General features: G+C 44.0%; 19 protein-coding genes. 10 read left to right on the plus strand and 9 right to left on the minus strand.

The window, feature by feature from the left end:
- Positions 1-90: 90 nt before the first annotated feature.
- Together HUW51_RS02965 and HUW51_RS02970 are read left to right on the plus strand one after the other, a co-directional pair.
- Positions 91-2,784, plus strand: a complete 2,694-nt coding sequence (locus HUW51_RS02965; protein ID WP_185272517.1) for a SusC/RagA family TonB-linked outer membrane protein — start codon at positions 91-93, stop codon at positions 2,782-2,784.
- A 67-nt stretch (positions 2,785-2,851) separates the two neighbouring features.
- Positions 2,852-4,111, plus strand: a complete 1,260-nt coding sequence (locus tag HUW51_RS02970) for a M16 family metallopeptidase (RefSeq protein ID WP_185272518.1) — start codon at positions 2,852-2,854, stop codon at positions 4,109-4,111.
- A gap of 106 nt (positions 4,112-4,217) precedes the next feature.
- Here HUW51_RS02970 and HUW51_RS02975 read toward each other — a convergent pair whose 3' ends face one another.
- The 6 genes from HUW51_RS02975 to HUW51_RS03000 form a co-directional block, all read right to left on the minus strand.
- Positions 4,218-4,421, minus strand: coding sequence for a hypothetical protein (locus tag HUW51_RS02975; RefSeq protein WP_185272519.1), 204 nt, complete (start codon positions 4,419-4,421; stop codon positions 4,218-4,220).
- Between the two features lie 289 nt (positions 4,422-4,710).
- Complete coding sequence (locus HUW51_RS02980; protein WP_185272520.1) at positions 4,711-5,703, minus strand: aldo/keto reductase; 993 nt, start codon at positions 5,701-5,703, stop codon at positions 4,711-4,713.
- 243 nt (positions 5,704-5,946) lie between these two features.
- A complete protein-coding gene (locus HUW51_RS02985; RefSeq protein ID WP_185272521.1) occupies positions 5,947-6,936 on the minus strand; it encodes a sugar phosphate isomerase/epimerase family protein in 990 nt (329 codons plus the stop codon).
- A 130-nt stretch (positions 6,937-7,066) separates the two neighbouring features.
- Complete coding sequence (locus tag HUW51_RS02990; protein WP_185272522.1) at positions 7,067-8,422, minus strand: alpha-L-fucosidase; 1,356 nt, start codon at positions 8,420-8,422, stop codon at positions 7,067-7,069.
- Positions 8,423-8,727: 305 nt separating this feature from the next.
- On the minus strand, positions 8,728-10,116 hold the full coding sequence (locus tag HUW51_RS02995) for an SGNH/GDSL hydrolase family protein (RefSeq protein WP_185272523.1): 1,389 nt from the start codon (positions 10,114-10,116) through the stop codon (positions 8,728-8,730).
- Between the two features lie 23 nt (positions 10,117-10,139).
- Positions 10,140-11,381 (minus strand): OmpP1/FadL family transporter, encoded by a 1,242-nt coding sequence (locus tag HUW51_RS03000; RefSeq protein ID WP_185272524.1) that lies wholly within the window; start codon positions 11,379-11,381, stop codon positions 10,140-10,142.
- Between the two features lie 387 nt (positions 11,382-11,768).
- Here HUW51_RS03000 and HUW51_RS03005 point away from each other — a divergent pair, with 387 nt between their 5' ends.
- The 4 genes from HUW51_RS03005 to HUW51_RS24705 all read left to right on the plus strand — a co-directional run bounded on the left by HUW51_RS03005 (position 11,769) and on the right by HUW51_RS24705 (position 15,600).
- On the plus strand, positions 11,769-12,683 hold the full coding sequence (locus HUW51_RS03005) for an NAD(P)/FAD-dependent oxidoreductase (protein WP_185272525.1): 915 nt from the start codon (positions 11,769-11,771) through the stop codon (positions 12,681-12,683).
- Between the two features lie 42 nt (positions 12,684-12,725).
- Entirely contained in the window at positions 12,726-13,691 is a 966-nt protein-coding gene (locus HUW51_RS03010; RefSeq protein ID WP_185272526.1) for a zinc dependent phospholipase C family protein, read from the plus strand.
- Between the two features lie 233 nt (positions 13,692-13,924).
- On the plus strand, positions 13,925-14,692 hold the full coding sequence (locus HUW51_RS24700) for a serine hydrolase domain-containing protein (protein WP_185272527.1): 768 nt from the start codon (positions 13,925-13,927) through the stop codon (positions 14,690-14,692).
- Positions 14,689-15,600 (plus strand): DUF3471 domain-containing protein, encoded by a 912-nt coding sequence (locus HUW51_RS24705; RefSeq protein ID WP_185272528.1) that lies wholly within the window; start codon positions 14,689-14,691, stop codon positions 15,598-15,600. Before HUW51_RS24700 ends, HUW51_RS24705 begins: the two co-directional genes overlap by 4 nt.
- A 149-nt stretch (positions 15,601-15,749) precedes the next feature.
- Here HUW51_RS24705 and HUW51_RS03025 read toward each other — a convergent pair whose 3' ends face one another.
- Both HUW51_RS03025 and ettA read right to left on the minus strand, forming a co-directional pair.
- Positions 15,750-16,874, minus strand: coding sequence for a class I SAM-dependent methyltransferase (locus tag HUW51_RS03025; RefSeq protein ID WP_185272529.1), 1,125 nt, complete (start codon positions 16,872-16,874; stop codon positions 15,750-15,752).
- 221 nt (positions 16,875-17,095) lie between these two features.
- The gene (ettA, locus tag HUW51_RS03030; protein WP_185272530.1) at positions 17,096-18,760 is read right to left on the minus strand and encodes an energy-dependent translational throttle protein EttA; all 1,665 of its coding nucleotides are present in this window, start codon (positions 18,758-18,760) and stop codon (positions 17,096-17,098) included.
- A gap of 268 nt (positions 18,761-19,028) precedes the next feature.
- Here ettA and HUW51_RS03035 point away from each other — a divergent pair, with 268 nt between their 5' ends.
- The 3 genes from HUW51_RS03035 (at position 19,029) to HUW51_RS03045 (ending at position 21,699) form a co-directional block, all read left to right on the plus strand.
- Positions 19,029-20,339, plus strand: a complete 1,311-nt coding sequence (locus HUW51_RS03035; RefSeq protein WP_185272531.1) for a DUF349 domain-containing protein — start codon at positions 19,029-19,031, stop codon at positions 20,337-20,339.
- A gap of 309 nt (positions 20,340-20,648) precedes the next feature.
- Positions 20,649-20,870, plus strand: a complete 222-nt coding sequence (locus HUW51_RS03040) for a DUF2795 domain-containing protein (RefSeq protein ID WP_019948259.1) — start codon at positions 20,649-20,651, stop codon at positions 20,868-20,870.
- Between the two features lie 103 nt (positions 20,871-20,973).
- Positions 20,974-21,699 carry an ABC transporter ATP-binding protein gene (locus tag HUW51_RS03045; protein WP_185272532.1) on the plus strand — a complete coding sequence of 242 codons (726 nt, stop codon included), beginning with the start codon at positions 20,974-20,976 and terminating at the stop codon, positions 21,697-21,699.
- Between the two features lie 33 nt (positions 21,700-21,732).
- Here the strand turns inward: HUW51_RS03045 and HUW51_RS03050 are convergent, their stop codons facing one another.
- Entirely contained in the window at positions 21,733-22,641 is a 909-nt protein-coding gene (locus tag HUW51_RS03050) for a glycerophosphodiester phosphodiesterase (protein ID WP_185272533.1), read from the minus strand.
- A gap of 76 nt (positions 22,642-22,717) precedes the next feature.
- Between HUW51_RS03050 and HUW51_RS03055 the strand changes: the two genes are divergently transcribed.
- Positions 22,718-24,346: a glycosyltransferase family 39 protein gene (locus HUW51_RS03055; RefSeq protein ID WP_185272534.1), complete on the plus strand. Its 1,629-nt coding sequence runs from the start codon at positions 22,718-22,720 to the stop codon at positions 24,344-24,346.

The following is a 24,346-nucleotide window of genomic DNA, read 5'->3' on the forward strand; positions in this document are numbered from 1 at the left end:
TACGTTTTAAAGCAGAAAGGTTAAAAATGAAAAATTTTTAAAATATTATATTTTAAAATTTATATATTTATAAAATGTGCAAATCACTTTATGAAACAATATTTACTTTCTTTTGCTCTTTTTTCTCTTTTCCCATTAACTGCTTTATCCCACAACAGTTCTTTTCTATTATCTAATAATTGGTTTAAAGGTACTCAAGATACAACTCTTACCATCGATTCAGTTAATCTTGGCAACCATTCTCTATTTAGAAGTCAATTTACCGGTGCCATATCTACCATTAGCCAAAAGCAATTACAGCAAGTAGCCGTTATATCCGTAGATCATGCTTTAAAGGGGCAGGTAGCCGGAGTACAGGTCACTCAAAATTCAGGTATGCCCGGCGCTGCTGCTGCCGTACGGGTAAGGGGAATATCTACCTTATTCAATTCCGCTGAACCGCTTTACGTATTGGATGGTGTACCTTTTATTCAAACTTTATCGGGCAATGCAAATTCATTTTTGTCAATTCTGAATTCTATAAACATAAACGATATTGCTTCCATCGAAATTTTAAAAGACGCAGGTGCTGCTGCCATCTATGGAACTCGGGCATCGAACGGGGTGGTGCTGATTACTACGCGTCGTGGTCAGGCACAATCCAACCAAGTAACTTTTGACACCTATTTTGGCCTGCAAGAAGCGCCCCGGCAAATACCTTTATTAAACGCAACAGAGTACGCTGAATTGATAAATAAAGCCTTAAAGCAGGAAAGCCAAGCACCTAAATATAGTGCAGCCGAAGTTAAAGCTTTTGGCAAAGGAACCAATTGGCAAGAGGAAGTATTCCGGACAGCTCCTCTCTTGAATAACCAGCTAAGTTACACCGGTGGTACGCAGGCACATCGTTTTTTTGCCAGCGCCGGCTATTTAAATCAACAAGGCATCGTTATCCAATCTGGGTTACGGCGCTACAACTTCCGGCTAAACTACGACGGGCAAATTGGAAAAAATTTAAAAATCAGCATTTCCTCTTTGATTAGTACACTCAAAAACCAACCAACTGATCCAAATAGTATTTATTACACCTTAACGGCACCACCTGTTTTTAAGCCAAATGATACCACCAACCATTTTAGGAATCCAATTAGACTGCTCCGCGAAAATACCTACTCAGAAGAAGGTAAACTACTTTGGGCAAATTTCTTTGCAGAGTATCAAATTAAACCAGGTTTATTAGTAAAAGCTCAATATGGAGTAAACGAGATAAAACAAGAGAGCAGACAAATTTTTCACGCCAGATTATCCAACGACATTAGATATACAAAAATAAATTATAGTAGTAAAACACCCATGTTAGAGGCGACCTTGCGTTTCCATAAAAGCTGGCAAAAGCACACTTTTTTCTTACTAAGTGGTTTTGCCGGGCAGCAACTGGAAAATTCATATATCAATAAAGTTAACCTAAGCCGATCCGGAAATGGTTTTGAGGAATATAGCGAGGAAGGTAAACGGAGTAAAAACAAGTTTTTCTCTTACTTCGGACAATTTCATTATAGCTTTAACAATAGGTACTTTATATCTGCTTCTGTGCGGAAAGATGGCTCCTCGCAGTTCAGTCCACCAGAAAGGTATACGGCTTTACCCGCAATAGCAGCGGCTTGGCAAGTCATCCATCAACAACAATCGAAGCAGATTGTCCAAAGTTTAAAATTCCGGACCAGCTACGGATTAACAGCGTATGGGCAATTTTCTGGTAATGATATGGATCACACTAATAGTGGATTCATTGACCCCACCATCCATCCGGAAGTAACAAAACAAATAAATTTAGGAGCTGATTTACAATTATTATCAAACCACATTCAATTAACAACAGACTTGTATCAAAGAACTACCTCGGATGCCATAGTACTTATACCAGCTGCCTCTAGCGCTGGATATTCTTATTTCAGAAAGAATTTGGCTGGTTTAAAAAACCAAGGTTTAGAAATAAGCATTAACAGCCATAATTTAAAAGGCGCCGTTACCTGGAACAGTTCTTTTACATTTGCTGCAAATAAAAACATAATAACCGACTTAGATGGTTTGAAAATCGTGTTGCTGAATACCCGTAACCGTACATTCCTATATTCAGAAGGGCAATCTATTGGAGCAATCAATGGCCTTAAAACAGATGGGCTTTATCAATCTCAAGACCAATTACCTAACTCATACACTTTGCCCGGTGATGTAAAATACCGGAACCTGGACAAGAGTGGGAATTTAAATAGTAATCAAACTTTATTAGGTAGCACCCATCCCGCATTTACCTATAGTTTTAATAATGATCTCAGTTTTAAAAATTTTGAATTAAATTTATTTCTGCAGGGTGTACAGGGCGACAAGATTTATAACGAAACCTTGGTGCACTTAAATAACTTTTATACAACTGGCAGTGATAACACCGATAATGGCTCCAGGCGTTTACTCCAGCATTGGTCACCCCAACATACGAATACGTCCATCCCACGATTAAATGGTAGTTATAGCAACACCGTATTTTCTGATCAGTACATAGAAAATGGGTCTTTCCTGCGGGTGCGCCAATTAACTTTTGCTTATAATTTACCTCCCAAGTTTACCCTAAGTAATAAAATGCTACTGGCTAAAGTTTATATATCTGGGCAAAACCTGTTTACCTTTACCAGGTATTCCGGCTACGACCCGGAGTCAGGAGGTTTACCAATTGCTGAGCAAGGCCTGGATGCCTATAACTATCCTATTCCTCGAACCTACCTGGCAGGTATCAGAATTACTTGGTAGTAGAAGCTGGATGGTTAAATTTGCGTACAACCTACTCCTAAACATTTAACTTAAAAAAGATAAACTCGTGATAGATTTTAAAGAATTTACCTTAGATAATGGCCTGCGCGTAATTGTGCACGAAGATTTTTCTACGCCCATGGCAGTATTGAACGTGTTGTACGATGTGGGGTCGAAAGATGAATCGGAAACGCAGACCGGCTTTGCGCACTTGTTCGAGCATTTAATGTTCAGCGGCTCGGTTAATATTCCGAGTTACGACGAGCCTTTGCAAAAAGTAGGCGGCGAAAATAATGCGTTTACTAGTCCCGATATTACCAACTACTATTTAACGGTACCGGCGGCTAATATTGAAACCGGTTTTTGGCTGGAATCGGATCGGATGTTGGATTTAGCTTTTTCGGAGCAAGGCCTGGAAGTGCAGCGCAAAGTAGTGGTAGAAGAATTTAAGCAAAACTACCTGAACCAACCCTATGGCGACGTTTGGTTAAAATTACGGCCGTTGGCTTACCAGCAACACCCGTACAAATGGGCTACCATTGGCAAAGAAATTTCGCATATTGCCGATGCGCAAATTACCGACGTTAAAAACTTTTTCCGGAAACATTACTCGCCGATAAACGCCATTTTGGTAGTAGCTGGTAATGTAACTGTGGATAAAGCGAAATACCTGGCCGAAAAATGGTTTGGGCCAATTCCGTCGGGGCAAAGATATCACCGGCAGTTGCCCGCTGAACCAGCCCAAAACCAGCCCCGCCGCTTAGACGTGGAAGCCGATGTACCCTTAAGTGCCTTGTATAAAGCGTACCACATGCCGTCGCGCCTGGATGATGGCTATTACGCCGCCGATTTACTCAGCGATATTTTGGGTCGGGGAAAATCTTCGCGCTTGTATAACGCCTTAGTAAAAGAACAAAAGATATTTAATTCCATCAGCGCTTCTTTAACGGGCTCTATGGAGCCTGGCTTGTTTATTATCCAAGGCAAATTAAACGAAGGCGTTACTTTAGTCGAAGCCGATGCAGCCGTAGAGGCCATTACCGCCGAAATTCAACAACAAGTAGTAGCCGAACAGGAATTAACCAAAGTTAAAAACCAATCAGAAGCGAGCATTGTATTTTCGGAAATTGAGCTGTTAAACCGCGCCATGAACCTGGCTTATAGTAAATTGCTGGGCGACGCCAACTTTGTAAACGAAGAAGGTTCGCACATTCAGGCTGTTACGCAGGAAGATATTTTAAAAATGGCCCGCCAGGTGCTGCGGCCCGAAAACTGCTCTACGTTATACTACCAGGCAAAACCGCAAGCCGTTACCGACGAACACTAATCTCGTTTTTAGTTATCTGGCTATTAGGTTTCTTATAACTATATACGGATTTACGTGAGTCAGTAGACCTTAGTAAACAAAAGCGGTAACCTGATTTTTTAAATTTTTACCTGATTGCGGGCTTCACTTTTACCGTAGAAGCGGGGGCATTAGTTCCTGCTTCTTCAGAGGAGCTGGGAATAGGTTTAAAAGAACTGGTTGGCGTTGTTTTTTTAGCGGGCGCTAAGGCTTGCACCAACCAAGGAAAGATAACTGCCGGAACCAACAATCCCAAACAACAACTCAATACTAACCGGAGCATCCGCTTCATACCGACAGAAATAAAAACAGGAAGAAATAATTTTGATTACTAAGAAGGTGCAAGCAAATTATTCTTTTAATTCCGAGTTTAAAAGCAAAAACCCGAATAAAATTTCAGTATAAAAATAACCCGAATAAAAGCGTAAAAGCCGGAAGCAAGAGGTGAAATTACCACTTGCTTCCGGCTTTTACATTTAAGCATTTATACCTGCCGTTTAGAGTTGCTCAACAAGGTTTTTGCAGTTAAAAACAAACTACACGTCCGGCTGTAAATGCCTAAATTTTTGAAAATTTTAATTTTAAGAAACCATTTTTACCTCGGCCAGCAAACCATTGATCTTGCTAATTTCGTCGGCGGTAAGCATAAAATCGGTGGCTTTGGCATTTTCGGTTACTTGCTCCGGATTACGGGCACCCACTAAGGCCGCCACAATGGCGGGTTGTTGAATGGTCCAGTTTATTACTAATTGCGCTAAAGTTACGCCGTAGCCATCTGCAACGGGTTTTATTTGCTGCAGAAACGCATTAATGGTTTTGCGGTTTTGTGGTTTAAAGTGCAGCGTGTTGGGCCGGTGGTCGCCTTCTTCAAACTGGTAATCGTCGGTGATTTTGCCGGTTAAAATGCCCCGCTGTAAGGGGCTGTACGCTAAAATACCACGGCCGTGTTCCAGGCAGTACGGTACTACGTCGGCTTCTACTTTGCGCTCTACCATGCTGTAAGGCACCTGGTTGGTTACTTGCTTTACGGTTTGGTCGGCAATGCGCATTTGCTCGGCGCTGTAATTACAAACCCCTGAGGCCCGGATTTTACCTTGTTGCAGCAACTGGTCTATGGCTTCCATGGTTTCTTCAATGGGCGTAGTTACATCGGGCCAGTGAATCTGGTACAAGTCAATGTAATCGGTTTGCAAACGGCGTAAACTTTGCTCGCACTCGTAAATCACGCTTTCTTTGCCAGCATAACGATAAATTTTTATGTCCTGACCGTTGTTATCTTTGGAAGCCATAAAATCGCCGGGGCGTTCGATATTCCAGCGCATGCCGTATTTGGTTAAAATCTGGGCTTCGTGGCGTTTGCCTTTTAAAGCTTCGCCCACAATTTCTTCGCTTACGCCTTGGCCATAAACCGGGGCGGTATCAATGGTGGTAATACCCAGTTCTAAAGCTTTATTTATCGCGGCCAGCGCATCATCTTTATCGGCGCCGCCCCACATCCAGCCACCAATGGCCCAGGCGCCAAACGTAATTGCCGATACTTTTATGCCACTATCCGCCAGTTCATTGTATTTCATAGTTTGTTAGTTTTTGTAATTTCCGTTAAATGTAAATTATAATATCATTGCTTAAATAGCTTTGTGCTTCCTAAACAGCGTGCTTTATACGTGCGGCAAATCAAGTTCAGGTAAATTTTAATTAAGCTATTTCATTTTTTTAAAAAATCTGTCATAAATTCCTCCCCACTGACCAGCTAGTTTATGCAAAAGACGCCAATTACGGCGTCTTTAAGTTACATTTACTACGCAATACAGCTTTAGTTAGGCTAATCCGGCTTCCTGCAACATAGAGCGTAGCGTTTGTAAATCGCGCTTCATGGCGGCAAAAACTTGGTCTTTAGGTATGGTAATCTGCTTTTTACCTTGGTCGGCTCCCCCAAGTTCGTACTCCAGGTGAATAGACATCGGCCCCGAAATATTAAATTGTTTAATCAGGCTAAAGAATTTTTTAAAATTTACCATTCCCTGACCTAAAGGCACGATTTGGTGCTGCCATTTGCCGTCTTTTTTGGCCCAGTAAAAATCTTTAAAATCCAGGCAGTTTACGTGTTTTTGCAGCAAGTCCAAACCATTTAACCACGACTCTCCGCCTTCGGCGGTAGCGTGCATAATATCGTATTGCACCCCCAACCAGCGTGGATCGATGTCTTTTAATAATTCATAAATATCCCAAACGGCTGCCCCCACGCTAGTACCCGAATGGTTTTGGTAAGCCCCCCGAATGTTGTATTTTTTGTTCAGCCCAGCTAATTCCCGGAATTGTTTTTTATACTGCTCTAAAGTTTTTAAAATACCCAGCTTAGGATCGTAATTTACCCAATTGGTACGGTAGTACTTAACGCCCGCCTGGCTGGCCGCTTTTAAGATGGGTTCCGTAAATGGATCTTTTGGGTCGGTGATGTTGGTAACAATCATGGGCACTTCCAAGCCAGCTTTACGGATTTGCGCTACGGCTTTGGGCAATTCGGTGGCGGCTTGTTCCGGCTCAATGTGCCCGCCTTTTCTTACGGTTAAGTCAATGCCATCGTAACCCAGATCGGCTACCGCTTTCGCCATTTCCGGAACACCCAACCATTGCAAATGCTTCGAGAAAACACAAATTAACCGCTCTGATTTAACCGGTGAAACGGGCGTAAATGGATTAGCTAAACCAGCCATTGGCAGCAACGCGCCGGCTGTAGCCAAAGTGCTCACAAAATTCCGGCGCGACATACTGGATGCAGTAATAAAACTATTTTCGGTTCTGGCCATTTTTAGAATTAACGTATCCTTATACAGGTTTTTAATTTTTAAAATAATCCTAAGTTAAGAAATGGCGCGTTTTATCAGTGAAAGAACTGATAAATAAAAAAGGGAAATATACATTTCCCTTTTTTTAAATTTATTCTTTTTCTGAAGCTTTATAGAAACCGACTTCGGCGAGTTGCACGGGTTGTTTAGCCTGCAATACCGTTACCCGCACTTTGCTGGTTTTTATTTCCGGGAAACGCAGGAGCCGTTTGTAACCGATGGTAGTAAAAGTTTCTACTTTTTTCCAGGCTTTACCATCCCAGTACTCCAGGGTAGCTTCGGCGTTGCGCTGGCCATTGGCAATATTTTCCTGGAACAAAGCCCGATCGAACGTGATTGTTTTTTTAAAATCCAGTACCAGCGGCTTGTTCACAGGTACGGTTACGTGAGTTTTTAATTGGTTATCGGTGAGAGCGGCAGCCATACTGCCTTTACCCAGGTTAGTTTTAAACGTTTCGTTCAGAATACTCCGGAAATCGTACAAACTCTTGATATCTGGTTCAGAGAAAAGACCTTCGCGGTTTGGAGGAATATTTAATAAAAGCAAACTATTACGGCCTACGGATTGGTAATACAGGTTTACTAATTCCTGGCCGGTTTTCACTTTACTGTCTTCGGCAGCGTGGTAGAACCAACCCGGGCGGATGGATACATCGGTTTCGGCCGGAATCCAGGATTTGCCGTTAGGATCGCCGGTATTTAAATACTTCGAATCAGCTTTACCGGGTGCTAAGTTAGTAGCATCAATGGTTGACCAGCAGGTTTGGCCGGCATTACCGGTTTCGTTACCCACCCAACGTACATCCGGACCAGCATCCGAGAACAAGACTGCTTTGGGTTGTAATTGCCGAACTAATTGCCAATATCCATCAAAATCGTACTGCATGTCTTTGGCGTTTTTGCCTTTGGCGCCATCGAACCAAACTTCCGCCACTTCGCCGTAATTGGTAAGCAGTTCTTTTAATTGGTTTTTGTAAAAATCGTTGTATTTGTCGGTGCCGTAAGTAGCTTCGTGTTGGTCCCAGGGTGAGAGGTAAAACCCAAACTTAATGCCGTACTCCCGGCAGGCATCCGCAATTTCTTTAACAACGTCGCCCTGGCCATTTTTCCAGGGGCTGCTTTTTACCGAATGATCGGTGTATTTGCTGGGCCACAGGCAAAAGCCATCATGGTGTTTGGCCGTTATAATAGCGATTTTAAAACCGGTTTCTTTTAAAGTTTTTACAATTTTGCGGGCATCAAACTGCGTAGGGTTAAATATTTGTGGGCTTTCGGTGCCATCGCCCCATTCTTTATCGGTGAAGGTATTTACCGTGAAATGCAGAAAAGCGGTGGTTTCGAGTTGTTGCCAGGCCAGTTGCCGCGGGCTAGGCTTAGGTAAGTTTTGCGCGTTTAAAGATTGAAACAGGAATAAAGAAAAGAACAAAAAACTAAAAGTACGTAACATGAGTATTTTTTTAAAAATTTCTCTTTCTGGATTTACTACCTAGGTAAAACCCGGCCCAATTAGAGTACGTTTACCCGGCACCTCCCCCAAAAATTAAAACGAAGGAAACCAATAATCTTTAAGGCACGAAATATTGCCGGTAAATTTTTTACAAACGCCACCAAAAGACATAGGATAACCCGCAAACAAGCAAAATTTTAAAATTTTGTTAAACCGAAATATAATTACATCATCCCGGAATAACTACCATAAAAAAAGCCGCTCCTTTTCAGGAACGGCTTTCTCTACGAATCTAAGCTCTTTCATCACGGAAATAACACGGCGCGATACTGCGTAATATCGGCGGTAGGTATTCTGGAATTGTATTTGGTGTTAATGGCTTTGATCATCTCGTTGGCTACTATGGCGTAGCCGCGCGGCGTTAAATGCACCCCATCCAGCGAAAACAAATTACCGGTAATAAAGGCCGTCGAGTAACTTACCCCATTCTGCGTAAAACCACTCTGAATGCTGTTAAAATAAGCATAAGCATCATAAACCGCTAAATTCTTCTCTTGGGCTTTGGCTTTTAATACCGAGTTAAAGCTTATGGTAGCGTCACTTACTTCTTTTTGCTCGGCATCGTCTAATAACAGGGCACTGGGCCACGGGTTACCGGCGCTTAGGCCAAATAGCTGGGTAGTATCAACCTGTAAGTTTTGCAAGATGTTGGCTAAACCGAGGGTAGGATTGGTGGGCACCGCTTGCCGGGCTAAATCGCGCCAGTATTTGCCGGTACGCTGGCCCACCAGGGGCAGGTAAGCGCTGGCGGTTAACGGAAACAAAATGGTACCGCCGGTGGCATCTTTTATTTGCGAAACAGCAAACGGTACCCGGGCACTCCCTTTGCGGGTTAAAGCAATCATGCCGGGCGCCCCGGCGGCGCTTAATAAACTTTTAACGGTTGGCCCTACGGTAGTAAAAAACGGAATACCGGTAACATCCGGAATAGTGGCCACAATGCCTTTTGCGCCGTTGGCCGTTAAGGCGTTTATTATTTCGGTAGTGTTGGCAGTAAAAATTTCCGGAGTGGTAATGTCGTTGGCAGCTGCGCCGGCGGTAGCGTAGCCCAGCACATCGTTATTGCCTAACCAGCAACTAAAAAAAGTAGGATTACTGGCCACTACTCTTGCCAGATAAGTTTGCGTGGGATTGGTGGTGATACGCTCAAAATAAGGGTTGCCCAGCGCACTGCCATAACCCGGAGTTAAAATATCCGACATCCGAATGCCCGGCACGCCCAGGTTATTTATTTCTTCGGTGTATTTAGTATAAAGCGTTGGGTTCTGGCTGCGGATCGCTAATTTATCGGTAACTGGGGCAAGTTCGGGAGTGCCGGCTGCCCCAAATCCGGCGAGGCGCAGGTAACCGCTGCCATTGGCTTGTTCTTCGGTAAATAAAGGCTGCGTAAATTCGCCGCCACCCGCCTGCCGGAACTGCCCCGCCAGAATATTTGGATACGAACTGAGCTGCCCTTCGCGGTACAAGCCATTATCCATGTAACCGGCTGTAAGCGAATTACCAACGGCCACGTATTTATCCAGGTTTAAATCGCCTTTACTTACTTTTACCGCATCATTAATCTCTGGTTCGCAAGCAGCCAGCACCAACAGGCCAGCAATAAAGGCCCCTATTTTTTGTAAGCTATTTTTCATATAAACTGTTACCGAATGATTTTTTAAAAATTATAATTAATGGCGATGCCGGGGATGTAACCCACCGATTTAAAAGTGCCCGGCACCCCACCCGACAAATCAGCCGCATCAGTCCGTTTTTTCCGGTTTAAATATAAAAAGGAAGCATCCAGGCCTAATTTCTCAGTGAGTTGGTAACTTAAGCCCACCGATAAGCCTAAGGCATTGGCATCGGGGGTTTCGGGCGTTAAATAGCCATCTTTCACCGGCGACTGGTCGAGGTAAGCCCCGGCCCGCACCTGAAACTGATCTGAAACGGCGTACTCGCCGCCTAAACGGTAAATAAACACATCCTGGTAATTACGGGCATTTTCGGAGAAATTGCTGCCATTTACGGTTTGGGTATAATCAAAGCGCAGCGATTTATAGGCACTCCACTGCACAAACTGCACATCGGCGGCAAGGGTTAACTGGTCGGTAGCGCGCAAACCTAAGCCCAGAGTAATATTAGCGGGCAAAGGCAAGGTAGCATCAAACTGGGTACCCGCCGGAAAACGCGAAGCAATGGGAGCAGCCGAAGGAACCCTAAAAGTAGCATCGCCGTCTTTTACTTCCATTTTTACTTTGGAGCGGTAATTTAAACCCACCGATAAGTTTTCGGTTGCCTGGAAATAAATACCGGCGTTAAATCCGTAAGATACGGCATTGCCGTCTAGCTCCACGTGGCCTTCCTGTCCGTTAGCGGCCTGTAAGGGTATGCTGCGTTGCAGGTTCACGTGGCCCAGCGCAATTATTGGCCCGGCACCCACACTTAACTTATCGGTAAGCGCGTAACTAAAAGTTGGCTGAATAAAAATAGCCCGTAAGGTAAGTTCGTTTAAGCCGTAGCGGCCTTGCCAGGTATCGCCCCAATTAACAGTAGAGCCATAAGGAGTATACACGCCAATGCCTACCCGGGCTTTGTCGTTGGCAAACCCATAAGAGCCATACACCTGAAAAGGCGTACCGAGCGGGTTATCGGTTTTGGCGGTAGTATTGCCAGGCTCGGGTTCCTGGTAAGCTATTTTAGCAATTAACGGACTCACGCCCACCTGCACGCCATTTTGCCGGATGCGCGCCAATGCGCCTGGGTTAAAAAATATGCTGGCCTGATCGCGGGCTAAACCTACCCCCGCGTGCCCCATACCAATTTGTTTCTGGCCTTGTAAATTTACCTGAAATCCTCCGGCATAGGTCATCCCGGATAATAAGGTTCCTCCTAAAATAGAAAGTAATTTTGCTCTCATACTGCTTCTTTTGTTCGTTTAGGCACTTTCGGCTATAACAAATGTAAATATTTAAAACCGCGCTACCGCACTACTTTTTTAAAAATATTCACTTTTTGCCCTGATATTTTAACCGTTGTTAAATAACACGGATAATTGCAGATGCTCTGTTAGAATTTTTTAAATTTTTAAAATTCTGAGATTAAGGCAACTCTTAAACTTAGTTACTCATTATCAGGCACTTTCCTTTCTATACTATTAAATCCGTTTTCAGTTCTTCTGTTTATATGTTTTACAGCTAACTTTTTTCTTTTATAAATCCTAAAGAACCACCTGTTTTTAGCCGATAAAATTAAGAGCAACTCCCGGCACCTGAATTCGTTTACTTAACCGAAAAAAGTTATCGACATGTACGATGTAATTATTGTGGGCGGCGGCCCGGCCGGAACCAGCGCTGCCATGTTGCTGGGGCGCTGTGTGCGCAAAGTACTCTTATTTGATTCGGGCTTAGGCCGAAACCGGTGGTCGAACCACATGAACGGATTTATTTCGCGTGATGGCTATAACCCCGTAGAATTTATTAAACTGGCCCGCGAAGAATTAAAAAAATACCCCGTTGAGATAAAAAACCAATTAGTTAAAGACGTTAAACGCGTAGAAAATTATTTTGAAGTTACCGACCAGGACGACCATTGCTACGTAGCCCGTAAAATTTTGCTGGCAACCGGCCTGAAAGACCGCGTACCCGAAATACCCGGCATCGAAGAAAAATACGGCAAAAGTGTGCACCACTGCCCGTATTGCGACGGCTGGGAATCGCGGAACAAACCTTTGGGCGCTTACGGCAAAGGCCGCGATGCGGTAGGTTTATCTTTATCGTTAAAAACCTGGAGCTCCGACGTAACTTTATACACCGACGGTACCCGCAAACTGCGCCGCGAAGACACGGCCTTGCTGGAAGCCAACGACATTAAAATTTGCACCGCTCCTATTGAGCGCCTGGAAGGCGAAGGAAGCGAATTATCCGAGATAATTTTGGAAAGTGGCCGCCGGATGCGCTGCGAAGCTTTGTTTTTTAGTACGGGCTCGGAGCAGCAATGCGATCTGGCCACCAGCTTGGGTTGCGATTTTACCAGCAAAGGCGTAGTGCGCACTTACAAAAACCAGCAAACCAACATTCCGGGCTTGTACGTAGCCGGCGATGCTTCCCGCGATATGCAACTGGTAATTGTAGCGGCCTCGGAAGGCACCAAAGCCGGCGTAATGATTAACAAAGAATTACAAGAAGAATTTAGGTTGCAAATAACGGACGTGCGGGTGTAAATTTTAAAAATTTGCCCGATCCCCTGCTTAATTTTTGAGCCTATGCGTTTTCGATTGGTTGTTGTTGGGTTATTGGTATTGTTGCCACCGCAGGTTTTTTCGTGGGGCTTTTTTGCGCACCAGCGCATTAACCGCTTGGCGGTATTTACCCTACCGCCTGAGATGATTGGTTTTTACAAACAGCATTTGGCTTACCTCACCGAAAATGCCGTGAACCCCGATAAACGCCGCTACATGCTGCCTCAGGAAGGTCCGCGCCATTTTATAGATTTAGATGTGTACGGCGATAGCGCTGCTTTAAAACTGCCCCGCACCTGGCAGGCGGCACTCACTAAGTACACCGAAGATTCTTTGCTCAAGCATGGCATCGTGCCCTGGCACATCAACCGGGTAAAAAACCAGCTCACCGAAGCTTTTAAGCAACACGACCAGTTAAATATTTTGCGCTTGTCCGCAGATTTAGGTCATTACGTAGCCGATGCTTGCGTGCCCTTACACACTACCCACAACTACAACGGGCAGTTTACCAACCAACGCGGCATTCATGGTTTATGGGAATCGCGGTTGCCGGAATTATTAAGTAATCAGTACGATTTTCTGGTTGGCCCCGCGCTATACATCAATCAGCCGCAGGTACAAGCCTGGAAGATTGTGCAGCGCTCCAATGCTGCTTTAGATTCGGTGTTTCGGTTTGAGAAAGAAGTATCCGCCAGCTTTAGCGCTGACAAGAAATACGCTTTTGAAGAACGGGGCGGCACTACGGTACGGGTTTACGCGGCCGCTTTTTCGAAAGCATATCACCAACGTTTAAACGGACAAGTAGAACGCCAAATGCGGCTCGCCATTAAACTCGTAGGTAGTTATTGGTACACCAGTTGGGTAGATGCTGGCCAACCCGATCTCCGCAACCTGCAACCCCTTACCGAAACGCAGAAAAAGCTTTTGCTCGAAGAAAAACAACAATTGAAACCTACACTCACCCCGGATCGTCCGCACGAAGCTTTTTAGGTTAGATATTAAATTGAGTAATAGTATAATTTTAAACCGTCTTGACTTAAGTTGTCAAATTTAATCAAGTAACTTTCTCCTTCTTATTTAGATCTACATTACCCCGCTTCTTGGTAAATTTTTAAAAATTTGGGAATCACCAAACCTTCAAACTCAAGCTTCCTCTTGTTTCTGGTTCTTCAGCAATGCCAAGTATTTTGTACCTTCGCTGCTGTTAAATGTAGCCACCTCTTATGTTATCTATAGCCCCGAAGCGTACGTGTTTTTTGTTGTTTTTGGTATTAGCTTACGCTTGTTCTTTTTCAGGAAAGCTGCTGGCGCAGGCATTACCCGACCTTAAAAAGTTGGATGCTTATTACGAGAAAGCCCGCAAAGACTGGAACGTACCCGGTATGGCGATTGCCATTGTAAAAAACGATTCCATGATTTTTGCCAAAGGCTATGGCGTGTTAAATGCCAAAACCGGCGGCCAGGTAAACAGCAACACCTTATTTGGCATTGCCTCCAACACCAAAGCTTTTACGGCGGCGGCTTTGGGCATTCTGGTAGACGAAGGCAAATTAAACTGGAACGATCCGGTAACAAAATACTTACCTTACTTTCAACTGTATAATCCGTACGTGACGCAAGCCGTTACTATCCGGGATTTGCTAAGCCACCGGGTAGGATTGCCAACTTATAGCGGCGACTTGTTGTGGTATAACACTACCTACTCACGCGAAGAAATTTTGCGCAGGGCCCGGTTTTTAAAATCTACCTATGCTTTCCGGGATGGTTATGGTTATTCCAACATCATGTTTATTGCCGCCGGTCAGGTAATTGAAGCCATCTCGGGCCAGAAGTGGGAAGACTTTATCCGGACCCGTTTTTTCCAGCCATTGGGCATGAATCAATCCTACGTTTCGGTGGGAGAATTAAAAGACAAACCCAATCAGGCTTCGCCGCACGGTTTTAACGCCAACCAACAACCCGTACCCGTTTTTTCCAGCCATTGGGCATGAATCAATCCTACGTTTCGGTGGGAGAATTAAAAGACAAACCCAATCAGGCTTCGCCGCACGGTTTTAACGCCAACCAACAACCCGTACCCACCACTTTTACCCCTTGGGATGCCTGGAACCCCGCCGCTGGTATTTTTACTTCGGTTAGCCAACATGCCCAATGGATTCGGTTGCAGTTAAACCGCGGTACATATAAAGGCAAGCGCATCTTCAGCGAAGCTGTTTCCCGCGACATGTGGGCGCCGGTTCAACCCATTCCTATAAGCAAAGAAGCCGAAGTAATCTCGCCTTCCACGCATTTCTCGGCCACCGGTTTAGGTTGGTTTTTAACCGATTATCAAGGCCGGAAAATAGTAGCGCATGGCGGTGGCCACGAAGGCATGAACTCACGGGTAGTGTTGGTGCCGGAAGAAAATTTGAGCATGGTAATTTTAACCAATAGTATGAGCAGCATCATGACTCCTTTGGCGAATCAAACCCTGGATGCCTTTTTAAAAACCCCGGATTCCCGCGATTGGAGCCAGTTTTACTTAGCTGCTAAAAACAAAGCGGCGCCAGTTAATCAAAATACCAAAAATAAAACCGAAGTCCCGGCTAAAAACCAGTTACCCATTTCTTTAGCGGCCTATACCGGCACCTACAACAGCCCTTTGTACGGCGATGCTACCGTAACCCTCACGAACAATAAACTGCAATTGCAACTGGTGGCAGCACCCACTCTAAACGGCAGCTTATCGCCCTGGCAGACCCACATTTTCGATTTGGATTGGAAAACCGATTATGCTTTGCTTACCCCTACCCGGGTCCGGTTTTTACCTGGCCCAGATGGCAGTATAACCGACATGCGCCTGGATGCGAATAACCCGGACTTTATTTTCGCGGAGCTGGAATTTAAAAAAGTAAAGTAATGCTTCCGGTTGCTGGCGCGAGTTTCTTGTGCAACAATTAATAGCGATATGAGCTACCCGTTCGCAACAGCTAGAAGGTGAAAATTTTTAAATTTTAAAAATTTTACCTTACAAGAACTGCTTTAACTATAAGTACAAGTTTCTGGATTTTACTTACTGCGGTGAAGCTTATAAAAAACAATGGCGTTTTCGTCGAGCTTTTTTACTTGTTTGTTTTTTTCGTCGACCAGATTAATCAAGCCTTGATTTTTTAAATTATCAAAAGCCTGCAGGTAATTTAATTTGCGGTAAGGTGTGCCAATTACGTGTTCTTCGTAAATCTCCTGAATGGTGCTGTAATGAAAACGGCTTCGACTATTCGCTAGTTCTTCCACCAAATTTTCCTGGCAATACGGGTGCAGGTACCGGAAAAACTCAGGCAACTCCACGGGTTGCGGTTTTTGGTTTACCTGAAATAAAGGCACGCCATCGGCTTGGTAATCGCTGTGCTGCTCCAGTATTTCGCGGAATTGAAAATACAAAGGTTTATTCTTAGACGCTACCATTAAATAATACTGCAACTGATCTTTCCCGGGTAAATTAATCCGCAATGTCGCACAATTATAGTTTTGGTCGCGCAGGGCATTTTCCAAGGCTTCCACGCTTTTTTGCTCCCGTTTGCGCAGGTTTGTTTCTTGCTGCAACATTTGTTTTAATGGCTCCCACCGGGCACCAAACAGTTCCGCGAATAGGCTTTTTTCTTTTCCCGGGGTAGTAGCGGCTTTTAACTTGTTCAAATTAAACAACAACCACAAATCGGTATGCGCGCCGTTTAAAGCTTTTAGTAGTAGTTCCTGCGCGTAAGCTGCGCCAAAAGGGTCGGCGGCCAATAAAGTTGCTGTTGTATCTGAAAAGGTAAATGTTGCTTCGGCTTCGGGTAAGTGAATAGGTAAATTTTTCAACGCAGCAAAAAAAGGCTGATCTTCTAAATCAAGCTTTAACTTGTCAGAAGCCCCTTTGGCCGCGGCGTAAAAATACGTTTGCAACGATTCGTTTAGCTCGGGTAAAGTTTCATGGGCATTTACTACGGTTTGCAAAATAGTTGCGGGCGAAACATCTTCCGGGTTACCGGCTCCAGCCAACAAATCCAGATATTGCAGATTATAAATTTTTAAATTTGGTTGCTGGAGGTAAAAAGAATACCACGTATTAAAACAGGATAGTAAAATTTCTGATTTAATCTCGGCGGCGGTGCGCTTTTGCTTGAAGAAAGAATTGGTTTCGGTAACAGGCATTTAATTACGGTTCCGCGCGGACAGCTTATCTTGATACAAATCTACGCGATCCTTTGTTACTTACCGATTAATCCGAAGGTTATAATAAATTTAATTCATTTTGGTTTTCCCGTCCTGATGTTGGTGCTTATTGCATAAATTTTTAAAACAGGAAAGCGATGAAAACAAAAAAGGCAGTTAGGTAACTGCCTTTTTTAAATTTTTCGGTTTTAGGAATAGCCTTACACCAGTTTTTTGTACCGAATGCGTTTGGGCTCTACATCGCCGAGGCGTTTACGTTTGGCTTCTTCGTAATCCGAGAAGTTACCTTCGAACCACACCACCTGCGATTCACCTTCGAAAGCCAGAATGTGGGTAGCAATCCGGTCCAGGAACCAGCGGTCGTGCGAAATTACTACGGCGCAGCCGGCAAAACTTTCCAAAGCATCTTCCAGGGCCCGGATCGCATTTACGTCCAGGTCGTTGGTGGGCTCATCTAATAACAACAAGTTAGCGCCTTGCTTTAAAGTCATGGCCAGGTGCACGCGGTTACGCTCCCCGCCCGATAAAACGCCTACTTTCTTTTCCTGGTCGGCGCCGGTAAAGTTAAATTTACTCACGTAGGCTCGGGAATTAATTTGGCGGTTAGCCAGCAACATGGTTTCGGTACCGCCCGAAATAGTTTCGAATACGGATTTGTTCGGGTCCAAAGATTCGTGCTGCTGATCGACGTAAGCGGTTTCTACGGTAGGTCCAACGGTTATGGTGCCGGCATCGGGTTTTTCGCGATTGGTAATAAGCCGGAACAAAGTAGATTTACCCGCACCATTTGGCCCGATAATACCCACAATACCAGCTGGCGGCAACGAAAACGTTAAATTTTCAAATAATAACTTATCGCCGAACGCTTTGCTCAGTCCTTCGGCCTCAATTACCACATTACCCAAACGAGGACCATCCGGAATAAATAATTCCAGTTTTTGTTCTTTCTCGCGGGCTTCTTCGCTGGCCAGTTTTTCGTAATTTCCTAAACGGGCTTTGGATTTGGCCTGCCGCGCTTTCGGCGCCATGCGCGCCCATTCCAATTCGCGTTGTAAGGTTTTCTGGCGTTTGCTTTCCTGCTTTTCTTCTTTGGCTAAGCGGTTAGCTTTTTGCTCCAGCCAACTGGTATAATTGCCTTTCCACGGAATGCCTTCGCCGCGGTCCAGTTCTAAGATCCAACCGGCTACTTTATCCAGGAAATACCGGTCGTGGGTTACGGCAATTACGGTACCTTTATACTGCTGCAAATGCTGCTCCAGCCACAATACACTCTCGGCATCCAGGTGGTTGGTTGGTTCATCGAGCAATAACACATCGGGTTCCTGCAACAACAAACGGCATAGAGCTACTCGCCGCTTTTCACCTCCGGATAAATTGCCCACAATGGCCTCGGCGGGTGGCGTGCGCAGTGCATCCATGGCGCGCTCCAGTTTGTTATCGAGCTCCCAGGCGTTGTGCTGATCTAGTTTTTCCTGCACTTCGCCCTGGCGGGTTAAGAGTTTATCGTAGTCGGCATCCGGGTCAGCAAAGGCTTCGTTTATTTCGTCGAATTCTTTTAAAAGCGCTACTACTTCGGCTACACCTTCTTCAATGATTTCTTTTACCGTTTTGTTTGGGTCGAGCTGCGGTTCTTGTTCCAGGTAGCCCACGCTGTAACCCGGCGAAAAAGCTACTTCGCCCTGGTACTGCTTATCCACGCCGGCAATGATTTTTAATAAACTCGACTTACCGGAACCGTTTAAGCCCAGTACCCCAATTTTGGCCCCATAGAAAAACGAGAGGTAAATATTTTTTAAAACTTGCTTTTGCGGAGGGTAAATTTTACTTACACCCGCCATCGAGAAAATAATGGTTTCGCTACTCATGCTTATCTTTTCGTTTACAATAGTCGTAGTAATCAGTTATTAAATTCCGGAACAAGATTCCGGATAAAATTAAAAAAGGCAATTGGTTTCTCCGCAAGCATATCAAACTAACAGATATTACGTATTTCAGCAGCAGTACTCCCCTAACTGCGGATTATGCCTTAAAAGTGGGCAAATATCGCAAATTATAATAGTTTCTGATTATGAAAATAGTTGGAAATGGTTAAACTTGTAAAAAATTAGAAATTAAATTTACCGCGTTCCCTCGATGGAAAACAAAGATTTATTGGAAGAAGCCAAGAAGTACGGCTTTATTCAGGACAATCAGGTGTGGCTAAAGCCTTTTATGGATTTCCCGGCTCGCCAGGTAGGCGATGTGAAAGAAGTAGAAGATGAATCGCTGCAGTATTTTGCCTTTCGCTTTCAAACGTTTCAGGAGAAAGTTAATGCCCTCCTGGAAAAAATTACTACTTCCGAAAATAAAGGTTCTTTCCTGATGAAAGTGCTGCATTTAAAGGAACTTATTGGGAAATACGACGCTCTCGGCGATTTTGAAGCTATTTTTCACCAGCTTACGCAAGCCGAAAACGAAATTAAAGTTGCCATAAGTAAAAACCGGGATAAAAATTTAACTACCAAGATTGGCTTAATAGAAGAAGCCGAAGCCCTGCAGGACAGCATTGACTGGAAAGGCACTACCGAAAAGTTAAAGGAACTGCGGCAAAACTGGATTAAAACCGGCCCCATTGATAAAGCCCTGACGGATGAAATTGAGGATCGGTTCAGGAATGCGGTGGAAGTATTTTTTAAGCGCAAGAAAGATTTTTACCAGGATAAGCAAAGCATGCTTAATCGCACCCTGGATAAATATAAAGCCTTAATTGCTGAATCGGAAGCGCTGAAAAACTCTGAAGATTGGGAGGGTACTACCAAAAAACTGAAAGATTTACAAAATCAATGGAAAGCTATTGGCGGTAACTTACCCCGCAAAACTTCTACGGAGCTATGGAATACTTTCCGGAAAGCGCATAATTACTTTTTCGAACGGCTAAAAAACAAGATTACGGTTACCAAAACCGAGTCGAAAGATCGCTTCTTCGAAGAAAACCTGAACAAGAAAAAACAACTGGTAGCTGAAGCGCAAGGCTTATTGCAGCTAAACACGCACGAAGCTGTGGCGCGTGCCAAGGAATTGCAAGCCGCCTGGAAAAAAGTAGGTCCGGTAAAAGGCGAGGAATCGGACCGGGTGTGGGAGCAATTTATTATTGCCTGCGACAAAGTTTTTGAGGTAAGCAGTCTGGAGCATTTTATGCGCAAAAAATACCCGAACGCCGATAGAAACAACCAGGCCGAACAAGTGCATAACCGCATTAACGCGCTCCGGGATTTTATAAAATCCGATAAACAAGAACTGGAAGTACTGGAAACCAACTTAGGCAAACTTTCGAGCGCCCCTAACAACGATGCTTTCCGGACCATGATCCAGGGCAAAATAAAAAACTTTAACCGGAAAATCCGGACCAAGACCGAGCTTATAGAATTATTTAAAAGTAAATTAAACCGGGAAGTACCTAATTAAGTAACCCGAATGAACTCCGCGTATTTTTAAAATTATTAAAATTAGCAAAATAAGGCGGCAATAAATTAATCAGCTAAGATGCTGTTACTTACCAGCAGTTTTTTAATTTAAAAGCGTAGCTGGTATTTTACCGGGGTAAAACCGGCTACAAAAATTAAAAACATAGTCAAACATTTACCTTGGTTTAAACGTTGTGTTTTTAAAAATAAATAACTACTTTTTCTATATTCAGTTAAAACTTAGTTATTTTTTTATATTTTGGGTTTTATTTAGCATTCCACATTTTAACGTATTTAAGGAGATATAAACATGTATTGGACACTGGAATTGGCATCGTATTTAGAAGATGCACCCTGGCCTGCTACAAAAGATGAATTAATTGACTATTCTATTCGTTCCGGCGCTCCGATGGAGGTGGTTGAAAACCTGCAAGCCCTGGAAGATGATGGTCAGCCATATGAAAACATAGAAGAAGTTTGGCCGGATTATCCAACCAAAGAAGACTTTATGTTTAATGAGGATGAGTATTAAAATTAATTAGAAATTAGAAATTAGAAATTAGAAATTATGAATTAGAAATTAAAAATTAGTGATCCTTATTTCTAATTTCTAATTCATAATTTCTAATTATAAAATGTTAGAAGTTAAAGGCTTGGTTGCCGGATACGAGCATCGTGTGCTCATCCGCAACCTTTTTTTTTCGGTGCCCGAACCAGCATTGGTAGCTATTGTGGGCCATAATGGCGGCGGCAAAAGCACTTTTTTTAAAATTTTAACCGGGCAGTTGCCTTATCAACAAGGCGAAGTGCGGATTCAGGGTCGTAATCTGCAAGGTTTATCCCGCCGGAGTGCTACGGGTTTATTATCGTACCTGCCGCAAAAAAATACCGTTTCTTTTCCCATTCCCGTGCGCGACCTGGTGGTTATGGGCTTACTCCGGAAAAAGCATTTTCTGGAAAATTACAGCGCCACCGACTACCGCCAGGTAGATGCGCTACTGGAAACACTGGAGATAACCCACCTGGCGCACCGCGATTTTACGCAGCTCTCCGGCGGCGAACAGCAACTGGTGTGGCTAGCGCAGTTAATGCTGCAAGATACCCGCCTGTGTTTACTGGACGAACCTACCCAGCAACTGGATATTTACCACCGCAAAAAAGTATTTGAGCTGATTGCCGGTTGGGTAAGCCAGCAGCAAAAAACCGTATTGTGCATTACCCACGATTTACAAAACTTATACGGGTACTCCGGCTATATTCTAAATCTTTCTAAACCCCAGCCCCACCTGGAAATACTAAGCCCCGAAACCATTGAGCAGAACATTGCTTTTTTAGAGCAAAAGCCAGTGCTGAGTTACTGATTTTTTAAATTTTTCGATTTCCGGGAATAGTAATTACCGTACCATAGCCCGCATGGCTTTTACATTGTTTACTTCCATTGCATCGGGTTGCAGTAAAATCATTTTATAAATAGTATTGCGCGCCTTGCCGCCAAATAAAATTACTCCTAAGTTATTCGCGCGGGCTTTTTTCATTTTGGTAGCGTCCATGCTTTTGCCTTCGGCTACCAAGCCGTGCAAGCGATTATCCCGTATAATTTTTAAATTTTCTTTAAAATCACCGCTTATGTCCAGATACAGCTTTAATTGAGGCTCTGCCTCCCGAAAAGCATTCAGCATATCGGGTTTGGAGTAAATAATGCACAGTTTATTTAGTGGGTAATGGTATTTACGGAGTAAGTTCATCACACTTTGGGCAAAAAAAGCGTTCCGGTTGGGATTATAGCTGCGTAAATCCAGGTGCAGGTATGGGTACTCGGGTTGTTTGGGTAGTTCCCGCAGCAAATCTTCGAGCGAAATAATTTTTTCGTCGTGAAATAAATCATAAAACCAACCGCCTGTATACGCCAGACTCAGTACGTCATCGGCAAGCAAATCTTCAATCCGGCCTTTACCCACCGACATGGTATTTAAAGTTTCGTCGTGGTATAATACCGGAATACCGTCGCGGCTTACGTGTACATCCACCTCCAGTCCGTCAGCACCATCTTCGTGTAAAGTACGCAGCAGCGATTCCCGGCTATTAGGCGGTAAAGGATTAAAAGGGTTTAAGGGCGAAAAAAAAGCCCGACCAGCGTGACCTATAATTTGTACTTCTTTTTGTTCAGGAGTGAGTAAACCTAATTGCTGCTTAAACTGAATAGCATCGTAAGCAAAAAATATTAACGTGCTAATAACTACAATTACGGCCAGAAGCCATAATTTGCGGTACCAACGGGTTGGCTTTCTGGATGAGCGATTCATAAGTCAAAGATAAAGCCCGCGGGTTGAACGCATAAAATAGCAGCATCTATTTTTTTAGAAGCCTTTCTCATTATTTATGTCATCAACGTCCAGAGTTCCCGACCCCAATCCCGATTTTTCTTCTTTACCCAACGCGGCTAATACTACTAAAGGCAATTTAATTCCTTTATCCTTAATTTTACTTATAGCTCTAGTTGTTAGATTACTGGCGGCTTTTTTCTCTAGAGGTTATGCTTTTCACGACGATCATTTTGATGTGATTGAAATTGCCCAGAGCTGGATGTATAATCTGCCCATCTGGATTCATGATAAAATACCGCCCCGACACAGTATGTTTTACGCGGGTATTCATTACGTTATTTTTTATGCTTGCGAAATGCTGGGTTTAACCAGCCCTACAGGTAAAATGGTGGTAGTGCGCGTGCTGCACGCCCTATACTCGTTGCTGGTAGTTTATTACGGCTATAAAATCACCGAACTCCTCTCGAACCAGCGCAACGCCCGGTTGGTGGGTTTAATGCTGGCACTTATTTGGTTTATGCCCTTTATGAACGTGCGCAACCTGGTAGAGATAACGTGTATTCCGCCATACCTGGCCGCTTTTTATTTAATTTTAAAGCCCGACTCCACTAACAAGAAAGTAATTTTTTGGCGGTACCTAGGGGCAGGAGCTTTGCTGGCACTTTCGTTTGTGCTGCGCTACCACGTACTGTTGCTGGCCGCCGGGGCTGGCTTCGTGTTGCTTTTTCAAAAACAATGGTTAAAAGTAATTTACCTGGGTTTAGGCTTTAGCATCGTGGCTTTTCTTATTCAGGGCACCATTGATATTACTTTTTACAAATTTCCGTTTCATTCGGTGGTTACGTATTTTTTGTATAACTCCGATAAAGCCTATAGTTATAGCACCGGGCCGGTATACCGGTATGTTTTAACTGTTCTGGGTTTTCTGGTGCCGCCGCTCAGTGTTTATTTACTCATTGGCTATGCCCGCACTGCTAAAATTGCTCCTACTTTGTTTGTAGCCGGCTTGTTGTTTTTTGCGGTGCATTCGGCATTCCCGAACAAGCAAGAACGATTTATGTTGCCGCTCTTCCCTATTATTATGATTTTGGGGGTAATTGGCTGGCAAAGTTTTGTGCAGCAATCGCGCTTTTGGCAAACCCGTCGTAAGCTATTGGCTGCCAGTTGGACTTTCTTCTGGGTTTTAAATATTACTACTGGGGTATCATTGGCTTTTACTTTTACTAAAAAAACCCGGGTTGCTCCCTTGGTTTATTTATCCGGGAAAGAAAATTTGCACGGCATCTTACTGGAGTTTGGCAACCACAGCTTTAAAATGCCACCGTTGTTTTACCTGGGTCGCATGGCCGCCGAAGCCGAACCATTTATAACCGACCGCAAGAATATGTGGCAGAAATATAAAACCGGTACTCCCTTGCCCGCTGATTTTGTAATGGTATATAGCTTAAACGACAAAAAGCCCCTGAAAACTCTACTGGCCGAGATCAAGCTCCCTTATACTCCTAATTACGTGGTGATATTGGGTGCCGATGATTTAGATAAACGTTTGCAGCGCCTACAACAACTTTATCCGCGGTTAAAACTAGTACAAACCATTACGCCTTCGCTCTACGACCGGGTACTATACCGGTTAAACCCCCGGGTTCACCGGGACGAGCACGTACGCATTTATCAGATATTGTAA

Origin of the sequence: Adhaeribacter swui (assembly GCF_014217805.1) — a bacterium.
Classification (GTDB): domain Bacteria; phylum Bacteroidota; class Bacteroidia; order Cytophagales; family Hymenobacteraceae; genus Adhaeribacter; species Adhaeribacter swui.